Source organism: Flavobacterium sp. GSB-24 (assembly GCF_027924665.1).
Taxonomy (GTDB): Bacteria; Bacteroidota; Bacteroidia; order Flavobacteriales; family Flavobacteriaceae; genus Flavobacterium.
In genome coordinates this window covers 988,860-1,010,347 of the sequence record NZ_AP027043.1, presented here as the reverse complement: position 1 = coordinate 1,010,347, position 21,488 = coordinate 988,860, and the positions used below count along the sequence as shown (strand labels likewise).

Below are 21,488 nucleotides of genomic sequence, written 5' to 3'. Positions count from 1 at the left end.
GACAAATGTAATTTTTTTGATTAATAATCTGAAAATTTTAAACAGTCAAAATACGTGATTGGTTTCTATAAAAACTAATAAAGATTCGAAGCAAAATAAATCCTAAAATAAAAGCTAAGGGTAAGATAATTTTTAAACGTCCTTGAAATACTTCAGACTCTTTGTTTAGCACGACACTGTTTTCTTTTATAATCTTATCATAACTTATCAGTTCAATTTTATGATTTCCCTGTTCGTTAATCAATGTCTCTTTTGTTTTAATAATATCATTTAACTGCGTATTTTCATTATAGTACACCAGTTTATCGCTTTTAGCACTATTATTTGTAGATTTAGAAAAATTATTTAAAACACCATCTATCTGTTTGATTATAGTATCATTTTGTTTCATTTTTAACTCTACATTCTTGTAAATCTGCTTTTGTATTTTATTAAAGTGATCGGAATCATTAAAATACGTCAAAAGTGGTTTAATGAGTTTATCTTCAGATGTTTTGCTGTTTGTAACTAAAATTATCGTTTGATAAGTATAATTTTTACTTGTAATATTTTCTTGAAGAACCTTATTGATATCACCATCTTCTGCCATCAATTTGATCAATTCAAAATTTTCAGGCTTATTTTGAATAAAATTATAAACATCTGCAATAGGTTTAATTTCTATAGATTTTACATCATTAGGTTTTTCAATTCCTAAAGTATTCTTCAAGAATAATGTATCTTTTTCTTTAATTTTAGAATCAATCAGATCAATTTTAGAATACAAATAATCAGTACTTCCAAAATTTGGCGATACTATAAGTTGATGCTGATATTTTTTCTGCGTTTTATCTAAAATCATTCCAACAACAAAACCAGCCACAACTAATACTAAAACAATAATCCAGTTTTGCACAAAAAACTGAATTCCATTAAAAATAGAAATTTTAAGAGATTCCAAAAAATTGCTTATCTTTTGTGAAATCTGGGATAAATCAATCTCTTGATCTTCTGAATTGTGGGGTACTTTTGTACTCATTTACACTGGTTCTTTTATATTGAAAATCTGTTCAAGAATTTTTATTGTAATCAAATAAGTTGGTTTTACTCCTGTTGTTCCTAATCCGCCTGATGCTAATGTACTTCCTGTTTCTAATGGATTGTCTGAAGCGTAATAAGCATAACGAACTTTAATATCATGCGGCACACTTTTTCTAATTTTAGATGCCGACTGAATTGCTTTTTGATAATAAGATCCTTCCATTTCAAGGCCGATTACACCCCAAGTTGATTCATGGAAAAATTTTAATAAATCTCTATTTTGTAAAGATGTTCCAAGAACGGTAACCATCGCACCTTCATAAATGTCAATATCATTTCCTTCAAACATAGCGCCTGTAAGTTCATTTTCGAAGAAATAATTATCTGCTGTACCCTCGTTTATATGTGCCGTCGGGATCATGATATCTCCTTTTCCACCTTCTAGAATTCCTGCTTTACCCATAATAGAAACCGATTTTACATTTAGTAAAGTCTCCTTTTTAAATGGTTTCAAAAGTTCATCGATAGTTTCATAAGCTTGTTCTCCAAAAGCATAATCCATAACAATGATAACTGGTTTTTCTTCGTCGATATTAGCATAAGAAAATGCCGTTTTCGACCAGTCAATTTTGGCCGTATCAAAAATCTGAACGTCGATATTGGTCCCAGAAGTATCTGGAAGCGAAATCATTCCGTTTTTAAGAGCCAATTCTTCAACTTGCCCTCTAATTTCTTTTGATCCTGAACTGCTTAATTCTTCGTAAATAAAGAAATCTGTTTTTCCTTTAAATTTTGTTTTTAATAAAGGCGTTGCAAAAATCGAATTCATTACACTGTGCATATTCGCACTAATGACGTGAATTGGTCTTTTCAGCAAATCGTTTGCTTTAAGAACTTCTTTGATATTTGTTGCCCAGATTTCTCCATGAATATGGTGTCCTAAACGCTCGCGTAAAACCGGACTAAATGTAATTGTACGCTTATTATTCTCAACAATTTCTTCGATTGCTAATTTTCCTAACCAATAAATAACGTGCAGGAAACGATCTGGTGCATTTTCAGAACCAAAAGCATCGTAAATATCCAAAACTTCTTCGAAAGTTCTTGCTAAAATATTAGCGACGTGCGAAATAGCTTTTTCTTTTTCAACTTGAGAAAGCTTTTTGGTCTGCATAACAGCTTGCTCCAATTTTTGCCAGTCGCGAGAAACTTCTCCTCCGTCATCAATTAAAACTCTGTTTTTAATTTTATGAGATTCAATAAAAATGAAAGTCAAATGCGTTAGAATATCATAAATATCAGAACGTCCGCGCGTAATTTCTACGTTCATTTGTTCTTCGTCGATTCTGTAGCAGTTTCTTCTTCTTTTTGGAGGAACAATTGCCTGAAAATGCGATTTAGAATATCCTTCATCTGACGTTAAATTGATAAAACGGCATTGTTCAATTCCGATTGGAAGACGCTCAATCACGTATAAAAGTCCGTTAAGTTCTACTTTTTCTTCGGCTATATTTCCGTAGATTTCAGGACGTAATGCTAATAATGATTCGCGTAAGCTGTCGCCAGAAACTCCCATTGGTTTATAAAAACCACGGTTGAATAAATGGCGCATTGTAATGTACATTTTTTCTATCGCTGCAGATGATTCCTGCGCTCTAGATCTTGATATATGTTTGGTTTCTTTCATGCTTTTTTATTTTAAAATCTTCTTTCATGAAGAAGATTTAAGTATTTTAATTAAACGAAAGTAGGAATTTAATATATAATTTCGGTCAACCTTTATTTAACAAATTGTTAGAGAGATAAATAAATTTTATTTCAAATTATCCGCAATCTCCCTATTATTAGACAATCTCGGAATTTTATTCTGTCCTCCTAATTTTCCCTGCGATTTCATATAATCCTGAAATCCATTTTTAGAAACTTTAGTAACCACGACTTTTCTTAAAACATTTCCGGTAATCAAATCATCGTAATAAATGTTTTGCTTTCGCATTGAATTGTCAATAGTTTCGGCAAAAACTTCCATGTTTTCTGGTTCGTTTTCGAATTCTATAAGCCATTCATGATACGGAAGTCCGTTTGAAGGATTAATCTGGGGTGCAACCGTGAATTCGTTAATTACAATATTAGTCGATGCAACGGCTTCTTTCATTGCATTTTCTACTTCATTGGCAATCACGTGTTCTCCAAAAGCAGAAATATAATGCTTGATACGGCCAGAGACTATAACACGGTATGGAGATAAAGATGTAAACTGAACTGTATCACCAATATTATAACGCCAAAGCCCAGCATTTGTAGAAATAATCAAAACATAATTTACTCCTATTTCTACTTCTCCAATTGTCAGCACTTTTGGGTTTTCTTCAAAAAACTCATCTGCTTTTATGAACTCGTAGAAAATTCCTGAATTCAACAATAAAAGCATTCCTTTTTCTTTCTGAGAATCCTGATAGGCAAAAAATCCTTCAGAGGCCGGAAATAATTCTATACTATCTACCTTTCTGCCAATCATGTTTTCGAACTTGGCACGATATGGTTCGTAATTAACGCCTCCGTAAATAAACAGATTAAAATTTTTAAAAATATCGCCTATTTTCTTCCCGTCGCTTTTTTGCTGCAAACGTTCAAAATACATCTGAACCCAAGACGGAATTCCAGAAATAACCGACATATCCTCTTTAATGGTTTCGTCTACAATTGCATCTACTTTGGTTTCCCAATCTTCAATGCAATTGGTTTCCCAAGATGGCATTCTATTTTTCTGGAGATATTTAGGAACAAAATGCGCTACAATTCCAGAAAGCCTCCCAAATTTGATTCCATATTTTTCAGTCAGAATAGGGCTTCCCTGCAAAAAGATCATTTTTCCGTCAACAAAATCGGCATTTCCGGTTTCATGAACATAATGTAAGATGGCATTTCGAGCAGCTTCAATGTGATAGGGCATGGATTCTTTCGTCAGCGGAATAAATTTTGCGCCCGAAGTTGTTCCCGAAGTTTTAGCAAAATATAAGGGCTTTCCTTTCCATAAAATATCTCCTTCTCCTTTTACAACTTTTTCTATATAAGGTTTTAAATCTTCATAATCTCGTACCGGAACATTTTTCTGAAAATCTTCAATTGTATTTATTTCATCAAAACGATGGTCTTTACCAAAACTTGTTCCTTTTGCCTCTTTTATTAATTTCTTAAAGATTTTCTGTTGGGTTTCGACTGGTTTTTGTGCCCAAGTTTGTGTTTGATGGTATATTTTACTAGCAAATAATTTTGCCGCGATTCCTTTAATTGACATTTGATGTGGTATTATTTTTTGTCACTTTTCTTTTTGTCCTTCGATTTGGTGTTTTGTTCCTTTTCAGTTGCTGCGACTTCTTCTCTTAATTTAATTTCAGCACCAGAAGCTTTCATGTTTAAATCTGATGGATCTACAACTGTTTCTGCTAAAATAGAATCTTTGTTAAATTTTGAATATTCTAATTCTCCTTTTAATACTTTTTGAACTCCTTTAATATAAGCTTCATTTTGTTTTAAAGCTGTTTCTAGTGAATCTGATTTAATTGCCAATTTCGTAGCATTTCTTTTTAATTCGGTAGAAGAATATCCTGGAATAAACTCGCGAAGCGGTGTAAAGGCTATTATGAAAGTTGTAATTAGAATTAAAAAAATACCTCCTAAAGTAAATGTCACAAAAACATTCATTAAAGTAAGTCTAAAGGAAAATATTTCTTCAAAAGTATCTTCATTCAAAACTACCAGCCGATTTTTGATGAACAATTTTTTCCTTAGATTTTTCTTTTTTTTCTTAGCCATTATACTTCTTTATTCAAGCAAATATAGTAATTAATCATATTGATAATGCCCCGTTAATTTCTCCAAATTTGCTTAATATAGCATTTTATAAAATATTTAACGTGGTATAAGACAAATATTTTAAACCAAAAATACTTTTAGTTCGTATATTTCTATATACCTTTGCGGTGAAAACTTAATAATCAATTTGCTTCGGCATTAAATATACAGTCATGGGAAGATTAGGTCTTACAGAAATCCTTGTTATAGTAGGTATTGTGATATTACTTTTTGGAGGTAAAAAAATTCCAGAATTAATGAAAGGTTTAGGAAGTGGAATTAAGGAATTTAAAAACGCTGCTAAAGACGATCAACCTGCTGCTAAAAAACAAGAGGAAGAAACAAAATAGTAACCTTCAACTTATTAATGAATCCCAGACTATAATTATAGTCTGGGATTTTTTTGTGCTAAAAATCCAAGTAAATACAAAATTTTAGCTTATAAGTGTTTTCTTTAAAAAATAAAAAAAACAACGTAGTTATACGGTTTTTATTGTTCTTTTAACATAATTTTATCATTTGCATTTTTCTTTTACTTATTTTTATCAAGAATTTGTAACTGATAAGCAGATAATTATGATTAATTCAACACGTAGGAGTTTTATAAAAAACGTTGGCATTGCAGGAGCTGCAACATTATTCAGCAGTTCTCTTATTGCCCAAAATACATTTACAGACTTTTGGGATTTAAAGCATTCAAATGAGGAAAATATTCTATCAAAGTTTTTAAAATTATCCGCTTCAAGTACTTTTCAACTTGACCATTCTTTGCAGGAATGCTATACTAAAGGTATTATAACTTGGCAAAAAAATGGATATGAAGCAGTTTCAGATGTTTGTTACAGTTCTCAGGATGGTTTTTTAAAAATGTTTCCAATGCATCTTCATACCGAAACAACTGGAAAAATAGATGATGTTTTATTGTGTTTTGGAAAAAATGAAAACGGCGAATGGAAAGCTGTAAAATCTTTATCAGGTTTTGATTTGGAAGCGATTTCTCATGCAATGACAGAATTAAAGAAAAATAATCCTAATGTTGATTTATCAAAATATTTATTTCCTGCTCCAACGCAGCAATTAAATCCGTATTCTTTTGATACACAAAAAGGAAGCGTTTCTTTGCAAACTATTTTAGCTTCAGATCAAACTTCAACAAAAATTATCATAAAAGAAGGTAGTTCTATTGTATATCAAAAAGAAGTTATTTCTCAGCATAAGCTTACTGTTAATTCTTTTTTGATTTAAAAAAAATCTTCTTTAACCTATAAATAGTCAAAATTATGGCACAACCTTTTTTAGGAGAAATACGCATCATGTCATTTAACTTTGCTCCAAAAAACTGGGCGATGTGTAATGGACAGCTTTTACCGATAAATCAAAACCAAGCTTTGTTTTCATTATTGGGAACGATGTATGGTGGAGATGGAAGAGTTAATTTTGCTTTACCTAATTTACGCGGCAGGACCCCTATTCATTTTGGAAATGGACATATTATTGGTGAACAAGCTGGCGAATATGCACATACCTTAAATATTTCTGAGCTGCCACAGCATACTCATGCCTTGAAGGTGAAAACAGATGCAGTAAATACAAATATTCCTGCTTCTGCAAATTATTTAGGAAATACAGCTCCAAATTTAGTTTATAGCGGCCAAAGTCAAAATTTTACTGCTATGAACTCTGGATCAATTACAAATGTGGGTGGAAGTCAGGCACATTTAAATATGCAGCCTTTCTTAACGTTGAATTTTTGTATTTCGTTAGTAGGTATTTTTCCAAGTCAAAATTAAAATAATTAGAAAAAATTAGATATGTCACAACCTTACATTGGTGAAATCAGAATGTTTGCGGGAAATTTTGCTCCTAACGGATGGCAATTTTGTGAAGGACAAATTCTCCCTATTTCGGAAAATGAAACGCTATTTCAATTAATTGGTACTACGTATGGAGGTGACGGCCAAAGTACATTTGCACTACCCGATTTAAGAGGCAGAGTTCCTATACATACCGGTAATGCTAATTATGGTACAAACTTTACATTAGCAGAAACAGGTGGTGCTGAAGAAGTGACTCTTACTGTTAATCAAATTCCTGCGCATAGTCATTCATTATTGGCGGCAACAGATTTAGCAGATACTGCAAGCGCTGCAAGCGCTCAATTAAGTACAACTCCGCCGGGAAGTAAAATGTATTCAAGTGCTACTCCTACAACAGCTCTAAATTCAGCTGTAATTACTCCGGTTGGAGGTAGTCAGCCACATACTAATTTTCAGCCGTATTTATGTATCAATTTTATTATCTCGTTGTTTGGAATATTTCCCATCCAAAATTAGAACTTAAAATTTAATTCTTTTTAGTAAAATATAACAATATAAACTATGGATCAATTTGTTGCCGAGATACGCCTGTTTCCATTTAACTTTGCACCCACAGGTTGGGCTATGTGTAATGGCCAATTATTACCCATATCTCAAAATACAGCACTTTTCTCTTTACTGGGGACAACTTATGGAGGTGATGGAAAAAGTAATTTTGCATTACCCGATTTACAAGGGAGTGTACCAATGCACCCCGGACAAGGTCCGGGTTTATCATTACATAATTTGGGAGAAATTGGTGGATCTGAAACGGTTACTTTACTAGAATCTGAAATTCCATTGCATACTCATTCATTAATGGCGGCTACTTTAAATTCTCAATCAACTTCTCCCGCTAATAATAGTTTAGGTCGAGGTAATCCTATAAGAGTTTATACTAATGCTGGTACAGATGCTCTTATGGGAGAAAAGACAATTGCTACCAGTGGATCGAGCATCCCTCACAATAATATGATGCCTTATTTGACAATGAATTTTTGTATCGCTCTTCAAGGAATTTTTCCTCAAAGACCCTAATTTTATTAATGATTTGGAATTAGAAATAAAAGATATTGATTTTCGCAGCATTGAGGAAATGGACATGCCACTTCTTCGTGAAATATATGGCAGTACACGTCAAGAAGAATTAGATAAAGGAACGAATTGGAATGATGAACAAAAAAAGCTTTTTATTGACCAGCAGTTTTATTCTCAACATCAATATTATCAGAAAACTTTTTTAAAAACTAAATACTATATAATTGAAAAAGAGAATATACCAATCGGAAGATTATATATTGATTTTTCTTTTGAAAACGAAGGGATTAAAATTATAGACATTACAATATTACCAGAGTGGCGAAATAAAAGTATTGGCAGCTCTATTTTAAAAGAAATTTTGAAAAAAGCGGCTGATCATAATCGAAGTGTAGAGATACATGTAGAAGTTTTTAACCCTGCGATGGAATTATACAAAAGATTAGGATTTAAAAAAATAAGCGAAACAAATGGAGTTTATCATTTAATGGAATGGACCTCTAAATAATTGAAATATAACGACTAACTATACTCTATGGATATAACTTTACTCTCTGTAAATAACTTTAATTCATTACTTAATACAATTTTTGTCATTAAAATTTCGGAAGAAGTTCAGCTTGACGCGGAATTAATTTCGGCAACAGAATTCAACAGTTATTCTCCCTTAGAAAGAACTCCATTTTCTTTAGTTTTTCGTACTCAACAAAAAGATGAATATTACGAGCAGGGTATTTTTAATGTAATCCACCCTCAAGAAGGCAATTTAGAATTATTTCTGACTCCACTTGGTTTTGATGAAGTGGGAATGAAATATGAAGCAGTATTTTCTTAATCAGGCAATTTAAAGCAAAAAAAATGAAAAATAACAAACTCTTAGTTGTAATAATATTATTAGGATTTCTAAGCTTCGGTATGAAATACAATAGTATTATCAAGAAAAATGTTGTTGCCCCTATAGTTGAAAGTTTAGCAAAAGCTGAAATAACTTTTATTAATCAAAAAGAAGAAAAAAATAAAAGTAAAAAGCCCGAGATTAAGAAAATCCAGAAAACTACCTCTGCAGTTGCTGCAACTGTTACTGTAACAAATGCTGTAGCTGTAAATGGTGGTGGAAATGCACAACCTGGTTCTCAGCTTGATTATACTATTACAATTGCAAACACGGGCGCAGATGATGCATTAGGAACCACTTTTCAGGATATATTAGATTCAAATTTAACCTTAGTGCCTAATTCTTTTAAAGCCACTCCAATTGGTAATAATGATTCTTATTCTTGTATAGGAAATGTTGGTATTACTGTAAATGCTGCACAAGGAGTTTTAGTAAATGATATAAGTCCAGACGGAACAACTTTAACCGCTAGTGTTTTAACTAATCCGACAAACGGAACTGTTAATCTGGCATCAAATGGCTCTTTTACTTATAATTCTAATGCAGGATATTCTGGAGCGGATAGTTTTACTTACACTGTAACAACTGGAAGCGGAAAAACCTCAACAGCCACAGTAAACATTACTGTTACTACACCTATCATATTTGTTAACGGAGCCGCTGCAACAGCAGGAAACGGTACTTTGGCTACACCTTATAAAGCTTTAAGCAGTATTACAGGTACAAGCGCAAATCCCATTTTTATATATAGTGGAACAGCTCTTGGAACTTTGAATTTAAATAATGATCAAAAAGTAATTGGCCAAGGTGCGGCGCTAAGTTTAGTTTCTATATTAAGCCTTACAGTGCCAAGTTATAGTAACACACTCCCTTCAACAGCAGGAACAAATCCTATTATTGCAGGGATCAATTTAAAAGCAAATAATGATATTCAGGCTGTAGCAATGACTGGAACCTTGTCTGGGTCTGCTGTTGGTAATTTAAAAATCAAAAATGCTACGATTAGTGTAACAAATGGTCAAGCTGTAAGTATTGGTAATGCAAGTACAGCAAGTACCATAGATTGCGTTTTTCAAAGTATTTCTTGTAATAATACTGTAAAAGGAATCTCGGTTACAAATGCTGCAGGAAATTTTCAAATAACAGGAACTGGAACTACAGCAGGATCTGGAGGTACTATTTTAAATATTCAAGATAGAGGTGTTGAATTTATTTCATGTGCCAATATCTCACTTAAAAACATGAATTTTACGAATGCAAATAGTTCAACTTCAATCGCAAGTAATCCAGAAGATGATAACAGCAGTTCTTTTGGAGCGATGTTTTTTAAATCTATTTCTGGTGGTGTTACTTTAGATAACATTGCTATTACAGGAACAACTAATTCTATGGGTATTAACCTTAATAATGTTACTAATTTTGCTTTAAGTAATAGTACATTAACTGGTTGCGGAAGTTATAATGGCGGAAATGTAAATGTCGGCGGAATATTTGCTCTTAACTTAAAAGGAACTTGCTCCATAACCAACACAAATGTAAATGACTCTTGGGGACGAGGCTTTTTTGGATTTAATGGACTTCTTTCTCAGAATCCAAATCTTTCATTGGCCGTTACAGGATGTCAATTTAAAAATTCTTTCAATAAATCAAACGGAGATAGTAACTTTATTTTTCAGGCTAAAGGGAGCACCATTAACAATTTAGTTTTTAAGAAAAATGATTTTTCGAATTCTAAAAGTACTGGTTTAGCACTAAACTTTTATGGAACATCTTCAAATACTGTACAAATAGGTGGTAATAATGCTGCTACAGATGCAAATACTATAAATGCAGCAACCTCTAGTCCAGGAAGCAGTGGTTTATCATTACAAGTAAATGAATCTGCAACTGTAAATTATAATATTATAAACAATACTATAAAATCAAGTTATAATGCCCTTTATACATGCAATGTTGGAAATCAAGGATCTGGAACTGTTAAAGGACGAATAAATAATAATATCATTGATGCAGGTGGTATATCATCTTCTACTACTGCAATTACTGTTTCTGCATACGGAAGTGCCAAACATATTACTGAAATAATTGGTAACACCATTACCAATGCTGGTACTTATGGTATTTCTTCTGAGGCAAATGATAATAATATAGTAAGTACTGCTAGAATCGATGCTACAATTAAAAATAATAACATATCGCTTATTAACGGTGGCTATGCTCATATAGCAATAGTATCTTATGCTGATAATAATGCAAGTAACATGATAAGTGCTGCCAATATAACAGGAAACATAACAAACGCTCCTACTGGATTAATAGCAGGAACATTTGATGTTGTCTCTCAAGGTACAAATTCTCAAGTAATATTGCAGGGTACAGCTGCCTTTGTTCCTGGAACAAATTTTACCAATAATTCTGTGCAGCTAAAAACATTCTGGGACGCAAATAATAGTACTGGGACAGCATTACATGAGCCTCCATATACTGGAAAAATAGTTTCAGGTACAGTTACTGCTCCTGACAATGCTTCAGCTTCAAAAATGGCTCCTACTCAAACCGTTCCTACAGAAGAAACAGATCCAACAGTAGAAACTGTTGCTGCAAATCTTCAAAACAATAATTCAGTTACTGCAAAAAGTGCATCTGCTGCTGCAACTGCAACAACACTTTCTGCTGGACCATTTACTTTACCAGCAGGAAAATCTACAGTAATTACATTTAGTGCAACAATTAATGCTGCTGCGACATTACCACAAAACACTTGTTCTGTTACAAATCAAGCGACGGTAAGTGGTTCAAATTTTGCAACGGTAAATTCAAATATCACTACCACATCGATCAAACCAGCAAATGCTACAGTTACTACTGATACACAAAATATTACTTGTTTAGGAAGTACTGCAGTTACTTTGAATGCTGTTTGCCCGCTTAATACAACTGCTACTTGGTATACTGCAATGACTGGAGGAACAAGTTTTGCAACTGGAGCTTCCGTTTCAGCAACTCCAACGGCAAATAATACAACTTACTGCGTAGCGTGTGAAACTGCATATTGTGCTAGTGACAGAGTTTTGGTAAAAACGGTTACTGGTACACCTTCCACTGCTTCTCCACCAGAAAATGTAGTCGCGTGTGATACTTACAAATGGAGTGTAAATGGAACAACTTATACTAGTTCAGGTACATATACATCGACTGTAGGCTGCGATACTAAAACGTTGAATTTAACCATAACACCTTCTACAACTTCTGCACCAGAAAATGTAGTTGCATGTGATACTTATAAATGGAGTGTTAATGGAGTAACTTATAATAGTTCTGGTACATATACAGCAACTGTTGGCTGTGATACTAAAACATTGAATTTAACCATAACACCTTCTACATCATCTCCTGTGGAAACAATTTCTAGATGTGATTCATATACTTGGCCTGTAAATGGACAAACATACACAGCTTCTGGTACTTATACAGATAAGATAGGTTGCGATACAAAAACTTTAGCATTAACAATAACTAATACAACGAATTCTACACAGACAGAATCTGTTTGTGACAGTTACACTTGGCCAGTAAATGGAGAAACATACACAACTTCTGGAACATACACAAAAACTGTAGGATGCGATACTAAAACTTTAGTATTAACAATAACTAATACTACAAGCTCTACCCAGACAGAATCCGTTTGTGATAGTTATACTTGGCCTGTAAATGGGGTAACATACACAACTTCTGGAACATACACAAAAACTATTGGTTGTGATACTAAAACTTTAGTATTAACAGTAACTAATGCAACAAATTCTACGCAGACAGAATCCGTTTGTGACAGTTACACTTGGCCTGTGAATGGAGAAACTTATACAACTTCTGGAACATACACAAAAACTGTAGGATGCGATACTAAGACTTTAGTATTAACAGTAACTAATACTACAAGTTCTACGCAGACAGAATCTGTTTGTGACAGTTACACCTGGCCTGTGAATGGGCTAACATACATAACTTCTGGAACATACACAAATACTGTGGGATGTGATACTAAAACTTTAGTATTAACAATAACTAATGCAACAAATTCTACGCAGACAGAATTAGCTTGTGACAGTTACACTTGGCCTGTAAATGGGGTAACATACACAACTTCTGGAATATACACAAATACTGTGGGATGTGATACTAAAACTTTAGTATTAACAATAACTAATGCAACAAATTCTACGCAGACAGAATTAGCTTGTGACAGTTACACTTGGCCTGTGAATGGGGTAACATACACAAATTCTGGAACTTACACTTATAGTGCTGGCTGTGATACTAAAACGTTACAATTAACTATCAACAATGCATCTGCCATTTTAAAATCTGTAAGTTTAAATTCAGGAATATTAACATCTGATCATGCAGGAGCCGTATACCAATGGTATAAATGTCCAAATACATTATTAGCTAACGAAAACAATCAATCCTTTACACCATCTGTTGTTGGAGAATATAAGGTTGAAATTACAGTGGCAGGCTGTACAATTGTTTCAGATTGTATAAATGTATCAACATTAGGTGTTGATGATTTTAAATCAGCCGAATTTAGAATGTATCCTATTCCAAGTAAAGGAATATTAAATATTGTAACTAAATATAATGGAAATTATATCATTATTGATGCTTCTGGTAAAATTGTAAAATCAGTAAATCTAGATTCAGATATTCTAAATACAATTCACATAGAAAATCTTTCTGATGGTGTTTATTTAATTAAAAACAGCAATCATAATACATTTAAAGCTCAAAAATTTATTCTAAAAAAATAATATATTTTAATATTTAAAGCAGCCCCGAATTAAAATTTAATTCGGGGTTTTTTATATCTAAAAAATCTTACTTTTAGAGTCCCTAAATCTATTAAACAATAATTATGAAAAACCTACTTCTAATTACTGTTGCTTTTTTGTGCCTCAAAAGTAATGCACAAAAGCAGCCGTTTCCTGCCAATGTTGTTTTTGCAAATGGCTTAATGCCTTCGCCCAAAAACAGCCAAGATGTCAAAAACAATTATGATCTTTGGAAAACCAATTTTGTTGAGCCTTGTTCTAACGGAAGATACAGAGTAAAATTTGATGATCCATCTCAAACCGTTTCTGAAGGAATTGGTTATGGAATGTTATTATCTGTTTATAAGGCAGACAAGGACCTTTTTGACGGACTTTGGTTGTATTACAAAGACAATTTAAACGGCAACAAAGTAATGAACTGGAAAATTAATGGCTGTTCTGGAGCTATTGGTCAAAACGGAGCTACAGATGCCGAGCTTGATGTTGCATTTGCCCTTATCGTTGCCGATTATCAATGGGGAAGCAGTGGAATCATTAACTACAAAACCGATGCGACTGCTTTAATTTCTGCTATTAAAAATTATGAAGTGGAAGCCAATACTTATGTTTTAAAACCTGGAGATCAATTCGGCGGTAGCCAAATCACAAATCCTTCTTACTTCTCACCTGCTTATTACAGAGCATTTGGAGTTTTTACAAATGATGTCGTTTTTTGGAATCAGGTTGCAGCGAAATCTTATACAGTTATTAACAATAATCTTACTGTAAACAATGCTGTTGGAGGATTAGTTTCGGACTGGTGCGAAGCTTTTGGCGCTTATTCTGCTATAGCTGCAGCAAACGGATATAACAATGCCGGAAAAAGTTATACGTATGATGCTGCCAGAACGCCTTGGCGTATTGCGGTTGATTATTTATGGTATGGAAATGCCGATGCCAAAACGTATGCTAAGAAATCATCTGATTTTGTTCGCGTTAATCTTGGAGGTTCCACAAATATTAAAGATGGTTACAATCAAAACGGAACAGTAAGCGGCCAATGGCACAATGCTACTTTTGTGGGTGCATTTGCCTGTGCTGCAATGGCTGGAGAAAATCAAGCGCATTTAGATGCTTCTTACACCGATTTAAAAAACCTCAACGAACCAAACAGCTACTTCAATCACACCCTAAAAACATTATATTCTTTTTTACTAACTGGTAATTTTTATCTACCTCCAACTGCTACTTTGTACAATGAAAATTTTGATATTGAAAAATCTACTGTTACGCTTTTTCCAAATCCGAGCGCTGATCGAATCACAGTTAGTGCACCTGGGAAATCTACTATCTCGATAATATCTCCTTCAGGGAGTGTTATTCATCAACAAAAAACAACTTCAGAATTGACAGAAATAAATCTAACTAACCAAGCGCGAGGAGTTTATTTGGTAAAAATATCCAATGATGATTTTAAAAACATTACCAAAAAAGTGATTTTGAAATAGTCTCAAAATAAAAACTCCCAAATTACAATTTGTAATTTGGGAGTTTTTATTTAAAGATTCCAAACGGTTTGGAATTTGGAATTTCAAAAATTGGAATTTTATAAAATCATCGTCAGCTGAATCCTTTTTCTATCTTCATCAACCTCAGTAACCTTTACATCAACATGCTGATGTAATTTTACAACCTCGTTTACATCGCTTACAAATCCAGCTTTTAACTGTGAAATATGTACTAAACCGCTTTCTTTAATTCCGATATCTACGAAACAACCAAAGTTGGTAATGTTATTCACAATTCCAGGTAAAATCATTCCTGTTTTCAAATCTTTGATTGATTTTACATTGGCGTCAAATTCAAAAACCTTAGCCGACTTTCTTGGGTCTAAGCCAGGCTTTTCCAGCTCTTTTATGATGTCTTTTAGCGTAAGCAAACCAATTTCAGGTGTAATATAGTTTTCGGCCTTAATAAGCGCTGTTTTCTCTTTATTAGCAATTAATTCGTTTACAGAAATTTTCAAATCTTTTGCCATTTTCTCCACAACTGGATAAGCCTCTGGATGCACCGCCGAATTATCCAGCGGATTTTTAGCATTTGTAATTCTAATGAACGCTGCTCCTTGTTGATAAGCCTTATCTCCCAAACGAGGCACTTTTTTCAACTGTTTTCTGTCTTCAAAAGGTCCGTTTTCAGAGCGGTATTGTACGATGTTTTCTGCCAGCTTCTCTCCTATTCCACTCACATAACTCAGTAAATGTTTACTTGCGGTGTTGATGTTAATTCCAACCGAGTTTACGCAGCGAATTACGGTGTTATCCAATTCTTCTTTTAATTTCGTTTGGTCAACATCGTGCTGATACTGACCTACTCCAATGGCTTTTGGGTCAATTTTTACCAATTCGGCTAAAGGATCTGAAAGCCTTCTTCCGATAGAAACCGAACCACGAACCGTTACATCATAATTTGGAAATTCTTCCCTCGCAATTTTGGAAGCTGAATAAACTGAAGCTCCAGCCTCAGAAACTATAAAAACCTGCACTGGTTTGTCGAACGCGATTTTTTTGATGAAAAATTCGGTTTCGCGCGAAGCAGTTCCATTTCCAATAGAAATCGCATCAATTTGATAGGCATTTACCATCGAACGGATTTTTTTAATCGCCATAGTTTCCTCATGTTGAGGCGCGTGCGGGTAAATCGTTTCGTTATATAACAAATCGCCTTTTTCGTCCAGACAAACTACTTTACAACCGCTTCTAAATCCTGGATCGATTGCCAGAATACGTTTTTCTCCCAAAGGCGGCGCCAATAATAACTGTCCTAAATTGTTAGCAAAAACCTGAATGGAATTCGCATCGGCTTTTGCTTTTGCTTCCTGCAGTGTTTCGTTTCCAATTGCTGGGTTTAGTAAACGTTTGTAACTATCCTCAATTGCTAACTGTAAATGAGCAGTTGTGCTATTTTGTTTTTTAATAATGATTTCGTCAATAACATCGTAAGCATCGTCGATATCAACATCTATTTTCATTTTAATAAAACCTTCATTTTCAGCGCGAAGCATGGCCAATAAACGATGCGCCGGCGCTTTTGTCAAAGGCTCTTCCCAATCAAAATACTGACTGAATTTTTGTGCTCCTTCTTCTTCCGCTTTCTTTTTTACGACTTTGGTTGCAATTGTAGCTTTTCGCTGATATAATCTACGAAGCTGTTTACGAACATAAATATTTTCGTTAATCCATTCTGCCACAATATCTCGTGCGCCTTGCATTGCCGCTTCTTCATTAATCACATTTTCATTAATGTATTGTGTTGAAACAAAATCGACATCTACATCACTTTCAGACATTATGATTTTTGCCAAAGGCTCTAAACCAAACTCGCGGGCAACATCTGCTTTTGTTTTTTTCTTCTTTTTATACGGAAGATAGAAATCTTCAATTTCCTGCAGATCAAAACTATCTACAATCTTTTTCTTCAAATCCGGCGTGAGCGCTTTTTGTTCTTCTATAGATTTTAGGACAGCCTCTTTACGTTTTACAAGTGTATCATAATCTTTCTGCAATTTTGCAATCTGCTCAATTACAATTTCATCAAGATTACCAGTCGCGTCTTTTCGGTATCTCGAAATAAACGGAATTGTACAATCTTCCTCTAATAATTTTACGGTGTTTTGAATGCTGACTGCAGGTGCCTGAACAGATTTGGCAATGAATTGAATATTAGTCATATATTTAATGAAATAATTTCTTAATTACAACATGATATAATTTACTTGTTAAAACGATTTGTAAATTCATCAATGATTCGGCTAAAATAATATCTTTGTTTTTAATTTTACACCAATGGAAATTTTTTTACTCTATTTTTTATTTATAAATATTGTCCTTTTTATTCTTGCTGGATACGATAAATATCTGGCTCGAAAAAATAAACGAAGAATTCCTGAAAATACTTTGTTTTTTCTTCAAACAATTGGCGGAACAATAGGTTTATTAACAGCTATGTTTTTCTTTAAACATAAAACGAGTAAAACTTCATTTATTGTCAAATTCTTATTGATTCTTTTACTACAAGTTGTTTTAATTTACTTCATGCTAACTCAAAAAATATAGATATTAACATTGTTAATAACCTTAAAAAGTATAATTTAAAATAAATTCAATATATTGAATGTAAGTACTTTAAATAAAAAAACCGGATGAATTTTAAAAATCCGCCCGGCTTGTTTATTTACATTGGTGCGAAGCACCCGATTTTTTTTGACTTTTTACGAACAAGCAATCTTATTAACTCTGTTTTGATGTCTTCCGCCCTCAAAAGCTGTTGTCAGGAAAGTTTCAACGATTTCAACTGCTTGATGAATAGAAGTAAAGCGCGCCGGAATACTTACAATATTAGCATCGTTATGCAAACGTGTCAAATAAGCAATTTCCTTAGTCCAGCATAAACCAGCTCTCACTTTCGGATGTTTATTAACAGTCATTGCAATTCCGTTACCGCTTCCGCAGATCACAATTCCAAAATCAGCTTTTCCTTCAGATACATCATTTGCAACAGGATGCCCAAAATCTGGATAATCTACAGAAGCATCAGTATCAGTTCCGTAGTTCGTTACTTCATATCCTTTTGATTTAAGCATTTCAACAATTGCTTTTTTATATTCTGGTCCAGCGTGGTCGTTTCCTATCGATATTTTCATTTTCTATACTATTAAGTTGTGTAGTACAAATTTACTCAATTAATAAATGGTTGCCACGAATTACACCAATTTTCACAAATTATTTTCTTTTTGAATACTATATAAACATTCCAATAGAAATCGTGTACATTCGTGAAATTCAAAGCAAAAAGCTTAGAACATAACTTACGTAATATCAAATATTTACCACTTATTAACAATTTTGATAACTTCATAAGTATCTCATAATCAATAAAGAATAACCAGAATATTTGTTAAAATTTTAGGGTGTTAATAGGAGTTTGTAATTCGTTGATATTCAGTTAACTTTAAATTAACAGAAACTGTTAATAAGTTCGAAAAGAAAATTAGAAGTTTTTTTTGGTTGTGTCAAAAAAAAACCTAATCCAAAACTGGAATCAAAAATCCTAATAAAGTTTCGGGAATTTTTAGAAAAGTTATCAATATCAAAAATGCCATTTTCAACAAATATCAACATATGAACTTATCTACAAAATCAATTCATTTTTGGTTGTCAACCGTTGTTAATTAAAATACAAAAAGTCTTATAAATTAATCTTTTAGCTAAAAATAACTATGTTGATAACTCAAAATAACTAAGAGAAACTTCATTTCAATACTTTTAAAAATAAATTTATTCGACATATTAACACACTATAATAACCAACAATTTTTTTTAAATTTTTAAAAATCTTTTTTGTTGTATTTAATATATGTTGAAAACTAAAAAAGTTTAAAAAGAAAAAAATTGAATTTAGTTTGAAAAAAGAATCTCTTTAAACGATTTTGAGAGGATTGTTTAAGTTGTCAAGGATTTCCTGAACTTGTTCGAAATCGTTGGGATGAACTTTGAGTTTGATTCCACCCAGCGCCGAAGTGTACATTGGAACGACTGAAAGTGTCATTTCGTTTTCGAAAAAATAAGGGATTTGTTCTTGTTCTAGTAAGTGTTTGAGAACCACTGTTTCGTGCTGATAATTGAATATGGCGATGGTCTTAAAGCTTTCCATATGAGGTGTTTTTGTAAATGTACGAAAAGTTATATTTTTAATAATTCTATTTGTTAAAAAGTATTATCTGATTTCTTATTTGTAATTTTAAACCTTATAAGAAAAGATATATGAGTAAGAAAATTAGAAAGCCGATAAAAAAAGAGAAAGATTTCTCTGGAAAAATAATAAAGATTTTATCGCAAAATGCTAATAAACCATTCAATTATAAACAAATAGGAGCAAAGCTTGAACTTGATGATACTAATAGCAGGAATCAAATTATAAAAGAATTAAAAATTCTAGCTTCGCAAAAGAAAATTATAGAAACAGAACCTGGAAAGTATCTAGTAAAAGCCGAAAGTCAGGATTATTACGAAGGAACAATAGATATGACGAGCAGAAAAACGGCATATTTTATTTGTCCAGATTTTGCAGAAGATGTTTTTATTCCGACCAATAATTTGAATCGTGCATTAGATAAAGACAAAGTAAAAGTCTATGTTTATAATAGAAGAAAAGGTAAAAGACCTGAAGGTGAAGTAATTGAAGTTGTAGAAAGGGATAAAACAGAATTTGTTGGTGTAATTGATATGCAGCCAAATTTTGCATTTGTTTCTACTGCAAATCCTAAAATGTATACCGATATTTTTATTCCGAAGGATAAAATTGGTGAAGCAGAAAACGGTGATGTTGTTTTAGTTAAGATCGAAGATTGGCCAAAAAGAGCTGACAGTCCGTTTGGATCTGTAATTAAAGTTTTAGGAAAACCTGGAGAACACAATACTGAGATTCACGCTATTTTAGCGGAATATGGACTTCCATCAGATTTTCCGGTAGAAGTAGAGGTTTATGCACAAAAAATAGATACTTCGATCCAGGAATCTGAAATTGCGAAACGTCGTGATATGCGTGATACGCTTACGTTTACGATAGATCCAAAAGATGCAAAAGATTTTGATGATGCCTTGTCTTTCAAAAAGTTAGAGAATGGAAACTTCGAAATTGGAATTCACATTGCCGATGTTTCTTATTATTTGGAAGAAGGTACAATCTTGGATGATGAAGCTTATCAAAGAGCTACTTCTGTTTACTTAGTAGATAGGGTAGTGCCAATGCTTCCTGAAGTTTTATCTAATTTTGCCTGTTCACTTCGTCCGAATGAAGAGAAATATACATTCTCTGCGATATTCGAAGTTTCTCCAACTGCACAAGTTATCAACCAATGGTTTGGAAGAACAGTAATTTATTCAGATCAGCGTTTTGCTTACGAAGAAGCACAGTATATTATTGAAACAAAAGATAATACAATTCCAGTTGATGTTTCAATTACTGGAGAATCTTATGTTGTTTCAGATGAAATTACAGAAGCAACTTTAAAATTAGATGAATTAGCGAAGATTTTAAGAAAGAAAAGAATGCAGAATGGTGCAATTTCTTTTGATAAAGTTGAAGTGAAATTTAATTTGGATGCAGAAGGTGAACCAGAAGGAGTTTACTTTAAAGTATCTAAAGATGCCAATCATTTGATTGAAGAATTTATGCTTTTAGCCAACAGAAAAGTGGCTGAATACATTGGAAAACAAAAGAAAACATTTGTTTACAGGATTCACGACGAACCAAACGAAGACAAATTAATTGCGATGCAAACCGTAATTGCTAAATTTGGTTATAAAATAGATTTCCGTAACAAAGGCGATATTTCAAAGTCTTTGAATGCATTGATGGAAGAAGTAAATGGTAAAAAAGAACAGAACTTAATTGACACTCTTGCGATTAGAAGTATGAGTAAAGCCAAATATTCTACAGATAATATTGGTCATTACGGTTTAGCTTTTGATTATTACAGCCATTTTACATCGCCAATTCGTCGTTATCCAGACGTTATGGTACACCGTTTGCTACAGTATTATCTGGATGGTGGAGCTTCTGTAGACGAAGAAGTGTACGAAACAAAATGTCTGCATTGTTCCAATATGGAAAGTTTAGCGACAAATGCTGAGCGTGACAGTATTAAATACATGCAGGTTAAATACATGCAGGATCATCAGGACGAAGAATTTTTGGGAGTTATTTCAGGAGTTACAGAATGGGGAATTTATGTTGAAATTGTTTCTAACAAATGCGAAGGAATGGTAAGAATCAGAGAAATAAAAGATGATTACTATACTTTTGATGAAAAGCAGTATGCTTTAGTTGGAGCAACTTCAAACAGTATTTTACAATTAGGAGATGAAATTTATGTTAAAGTAAAAAATGCTGATTTAGTTAAAAAACAATTGGATTTTCATTTTTTAAGAAGAGCAGAATAAAGTTTAA

General features: G+C 32.9%; 18 protein-coding genes. 11 read left to right on the top strand and 7 right to left on the bottom strand.

Annotation, left to right across the window (positions count from 1 at the left end; all coding sequences use genetic code 11):
* Positions 1–37: 37 nt before the first annotated feature.
* The 4 genes from QMG60_RS04575 to QMG60_RS04560 all read right to left on the bottom strand — a co-directional run bounded on the left by QMG60_RS04575 (position 38) and on the right by QMG60_RS04560 (position 4,836).
* Complete coding sequence (locus QMG60_RS04575; protein ID WP_281867019.1) at positions 38–1,018, bottom strand: hypothetical protein; 981 nt, start codon at positions 1,016–1,018, stop codon at positions 38–40.
* On the bottom strand, positions 1,019–2,707 hold the full coding sequence (locus QMG60_RS04570; protein WP_113676991.1) for a hypothetical protein: 1,689 nt from the start codon (positions 2,705–2,707) through the stop codon (positions 1,019–1,021).
* Positions 2,708–2,833: 126 nt separating this feature from the next.
* Positions 2,834–4,318 (bottom strand): GH3 auxin-responsive promoter family protein, encoded by a 1,485-nt coding sequence (locus QMG60_RS04565; protein ID WP_281867018.1) that lies wholly within the window; start codon positions 4,316–4,318, stop codon positions 2,834–2,836.
* An 11-nt stretch (positions 4,319–4,329) separates the two neighbouring features.
* Complete coding sequence (locus tag QMG60_RS04560) at positions 4,330–4,836, bottom strand: peptidase (protein WP_281867017.1); 507 nt, start codon at positions 4,834–4,836, stop codon at positions 4,330–4,332.
* A gap of 212 nt (positions 4,837–5,048) precedes the next feature.
* Here QMG60_RS04560 and QMG60_RS04555 point away from each other — a divergent pair, with 212 nt between their 5' ends.
* The 9 genes from QMG60_RS04555 to QMG60_RS04515 all read left to right on the top strand — a co-directional run bounded on the left by QMG60_RS04555 (position 5,049) and on the right by QMG60_RS04515 (position 14,986).
* Positions 5,049–5,225: a twin-arginine translocase TatA/TatE family subunit gene (locus tag QMG60_RS04555; protein WP_057115473.1), complete on the top strand. Its 177-nt coding sequence runs from the start codon at positions 5,049–5,051 to the stop codon at positions 5,223–5,225.
* A 226-nt stretch (positions 5,226–5,451) separates the two neighbouring features.
* Positions 5,452–6,120: a twin-arginine translocation signal domain-containing protein gene (locus QMG60_RS04550; RefSeq protein ID WP_281867016.1), complete on the top strand. Its 669-nt coding sequence runs from the start codon at positions 5,452–5,454 to the stop codon at positions 6,118–6,120.
* Between the two features lie 35 nt (positions 6,121–6,155).
* Positions 6,156–6,665: a tail fiber protein gene (locus QMG60_RS04545; protein WP_134138802.1), complete on the top strand. Its 510-nt coding sequence runs from the start codon at positions 6,156–6,158 to the stop codon at positions 6,663–6,665.
* A gap of 21 nt (positions 6,666–6,686) precedes the next feature.
* Positions 6,687–7,208, top strand: coding sequence for a tail fiber protein (locus QMG60_RS04540; protein ID WP_281867015.1), 522 nt, complete (start codon positions 6,687–6,689; stop codon positions 7,206–7,208).
* 108 nt (positions 7,209–7,316) lie between these two features.
* Entirely contained in the window at positions 7,317–7,769 is a 453-nt protein-coding gene (locus QMG60_RS04535) for a tail fiber protein (protein WP_348773906.1), read from the top strand.
* 13 nt (positions 7,770–7,782) lie between these two features.
* Positions 7,783–8,277, top strand: coding sequence for a GNAT family N-acetyltransferase (locus tag QMG60_RS04530; protein ID WP_281867014.1), 495 nt, complete (start codon positions 7,783–7,785; stop codon positions 8,275–8,277).
* 27 nt (positions 8,278–8,304) lie between these two features.
* Positions 8,305–8,604, top strand: coding sequence for a hypothetical protein (locus tag QMG60_RS04525; RefSeq protein ID WP_281867013.1), 300 nt, complete (start codon positions 8,305–8,307; stop codon positions 8,602–8,604).
* A gap of 23 nt (positions 8,605–8,627) precedes the next feature.
* Positions 8,628–13,478 (top strand): Ig-like domain-containing protein, encoded by a 4,851-nt coding sequence (locus QMG60_RS04520; RefSeq protein WP_281867011.1) that lies wholly within the window; start codon positions 8,628–8,630, stop codon positions 13,476–13,478.
* A gap of 104 nt (positions 13,479–13,582) precedes the next feature.
* On the top strand, positions 13,583–14,986 hold the full coding sequence (locus tag QMG60_RS04515) for a glycosyl hydrolase family 8 (protein ID WP_281867010.1): 1,404 nt from the start codon (positions 13,583–13,585) through the stop codon (positions 14,984–14,986).
* 98 nt (positions 14,987–15,084) lie between these two features.
* Here QMG60_RS04515 and QMG60_RS04510 read toward each other — a convergent pair whose 3' ends face one another.
* The gene (locus QMG60_RS04510) at positions 15,085–17,208 is read right to left on the bottom strand and encodes a Tex family protein (protein ID WP_281867009.1); all 2,124 of its coding nucleotides are present in this window, start codon (positions 17,206–17,208) and stop codon (positions 15,085–15,087) included.
* A gap of 115 nt (positions 17,209–17,323) precedes the next feature.
* Here QMG60_RS04510 and QMG60_RS04505 point away from each other — a divergent pair, with 115 nt between their 5' ends.
* Positions 17,324–17,593, top strand: coding sequence for a DUF1294 domain-containing protein (locus QMG60_RS04505; RefSeq protein WP_057115464.1), 270 nt, complete (start codon positions 17,324–17,326; stop codon positions 17,591–17,593).
* Between the two features lie 155 nt (positions 17,594–17,748).
* On the opposite strand, the gene rpiB is transcribed toward QMG60_RS04505, so the two are convergent.
* Positions 17,749–18,180 carry a ribose 5-phosphate isomerase B gene (rpiB, locus tag QMG60_RS04500; protein ID WP_281867008.1) on the bottom strand — a complete coding sequence of 144 codons (432 nt, stop codon included), beginning with the start codon at positions 18,178–18,180 and terminating at the stop codon, positions 17,749–17,751.
* Positions 18,181–18,956: 776 nt separating this feature from the next.
* Positions 18,957–19,190 (bottom strand): DUF2007 domain-containing protein, encoded by a 234-nt coding sequence (locus QMG60_RS04495; RefSeq protein ID WP_057115462.1) that lies wholly within the window; start codon positions 19,188–19,190, stop codon positions 18,957–18,959.
* Positions 19,191–19,300: 110 nt separating this feature from the next.
* Here QMG60_RS04495 and rnr point away from each other — a divergent pair, with 110 nt between their 5' ends.
* Positions 19,301–21,481 (top strand): ribonuclease R, encoded by a 2,181-nt coding sequence (gene rnr / locus QMG60_RS04490; protein ID WP_281867007.1) that lies wholly within the window; start codon positions 19,301–19,303, stop codon positions 21,479–21,481.
* The last annotated feature ends 7 nt before the right edge of the window (positions 21,482–21,488 follow it).

Excerpts from the sequence above, each read along its gene's own strand:
- QMG60_RS04520 (WP_281867011.1), top strand. The coding sequence starts at position 8,628 with ATGAAAAATAACAAACTCTTAGTTGTAATAATATTATTAGGATTTCTA.
- QMG60_RS04505 (WP_057115464.1), top strand. The coding sequence starts at position 17,324 with ATGGAAATTTTTTTACTCTATTTTTTATTTATAAATATTGTCCTTTTT.
- QMG60_RS04545 (WP_134138802.1), top strand. The coding sequence starts at position 6,156 with ATGGCACAACCTTTTTTAGGAGAAATACGCATCATGTCATTTAACTTT.
- QMG60_RS04540 (WP_281867015.1), top strand. The coding sequence starts at position 6,687 with ATGTCACAACCTTACATTGGTGAAATCAGAATGTTTGCGGGAAATTTT.
- QMG60_RS04510 (WP_281867009.1), bottom strand. The coding sequence starts at position 17,208 with ATGACTAATATTCAATTCATTGCCAAATCTGTTCAGGCACCTGCAGTC.
- QMG60_RS04565 (WP_281867018.1), bottom strand. The coding sequence starts at position 4,318 with ATGTCAATTAAAGGAATCGCGGCAAAATTATTTGCTAGTAAAATATAC.
- rpiB (WP_281867008.1), bottom strand. The coding sequence starts at position 18,180 with ATGAAAATATCGATAGGAAACGACCACGCTGGACCAGAATATAAAAAA.
- QMG60_RS04550 (WP_281867016.1), top strand. The coding sequence starts at position 5,452 with ATGATTAATTCAACACGTAGGAGTTTTATAAAAAACGTTGGCATTGCA.
- QMG60_RS04515 (WP_281867010.1), top strand. The coding sequence starts at position 13,583 with ATGAAAAACCTACTTCTAATTACTGTTGCTTTTTTGTGCCTCAAAAGT.
- rnr (WP_281867007.1), top strand. The coding sequence starts at position 19,301 with ATGAGTAAGAAAATTAGAAAGCCGATAAAAAAAGAGAAAGATTTCTCT.
- QMG60_RS04555 (WP_057115473.1), top strand. The coding sequence starts at position 5,049 with ATGGGAAGATTAGGTCTTACAGAAATCCTTGTTATAGTAGGTATTGTG.
- QMG60_RS04560 (WP_281867017.1), bottom strand. The coding sequence starts at position 4,836 with ATGGCTAAGAAAAAAAAGAAAAATCTAAGGAAAAAATTGTTCATCAAA.
- QMG60_RS04535 (WP_348773906.1), top strand. The coding sequence starts at position 7,317 with ATGTGTAATGGCCAATTATTACCCATATCTCAAAATACAGCACTTTTC.
- QMG60_RS04525 (WP_281867013.1), top strand. The coding sequence starts at position 8,305 with ATGGATATAACTTTACTCTCTGTAAATAACTTTAATTCATTACTTAAT.
- QMG60_RS04570 (WP_113676991.1), bottom strand. The coding sequence starts at position 2,707 with ATGAAAGAAACCAAACATATATCAAGATCTAGAGCGCAGGAATCATCT.
- QMG60_RS04495 (WP_057115462.1), bottom strand. The coding sequence starts at position 19,190 with ATGGAAAGCTTTAAGACCATCGCCATATTCAATTATCAGCACGAAACA.
- QMG60_RS04575 (WP_281867019.1), bottom strand. The coding sequence starts at position 1,018 with ATGAGTACAAAAGTACCCCACAATTCAGAAGATCAAGAGATTGATTTA.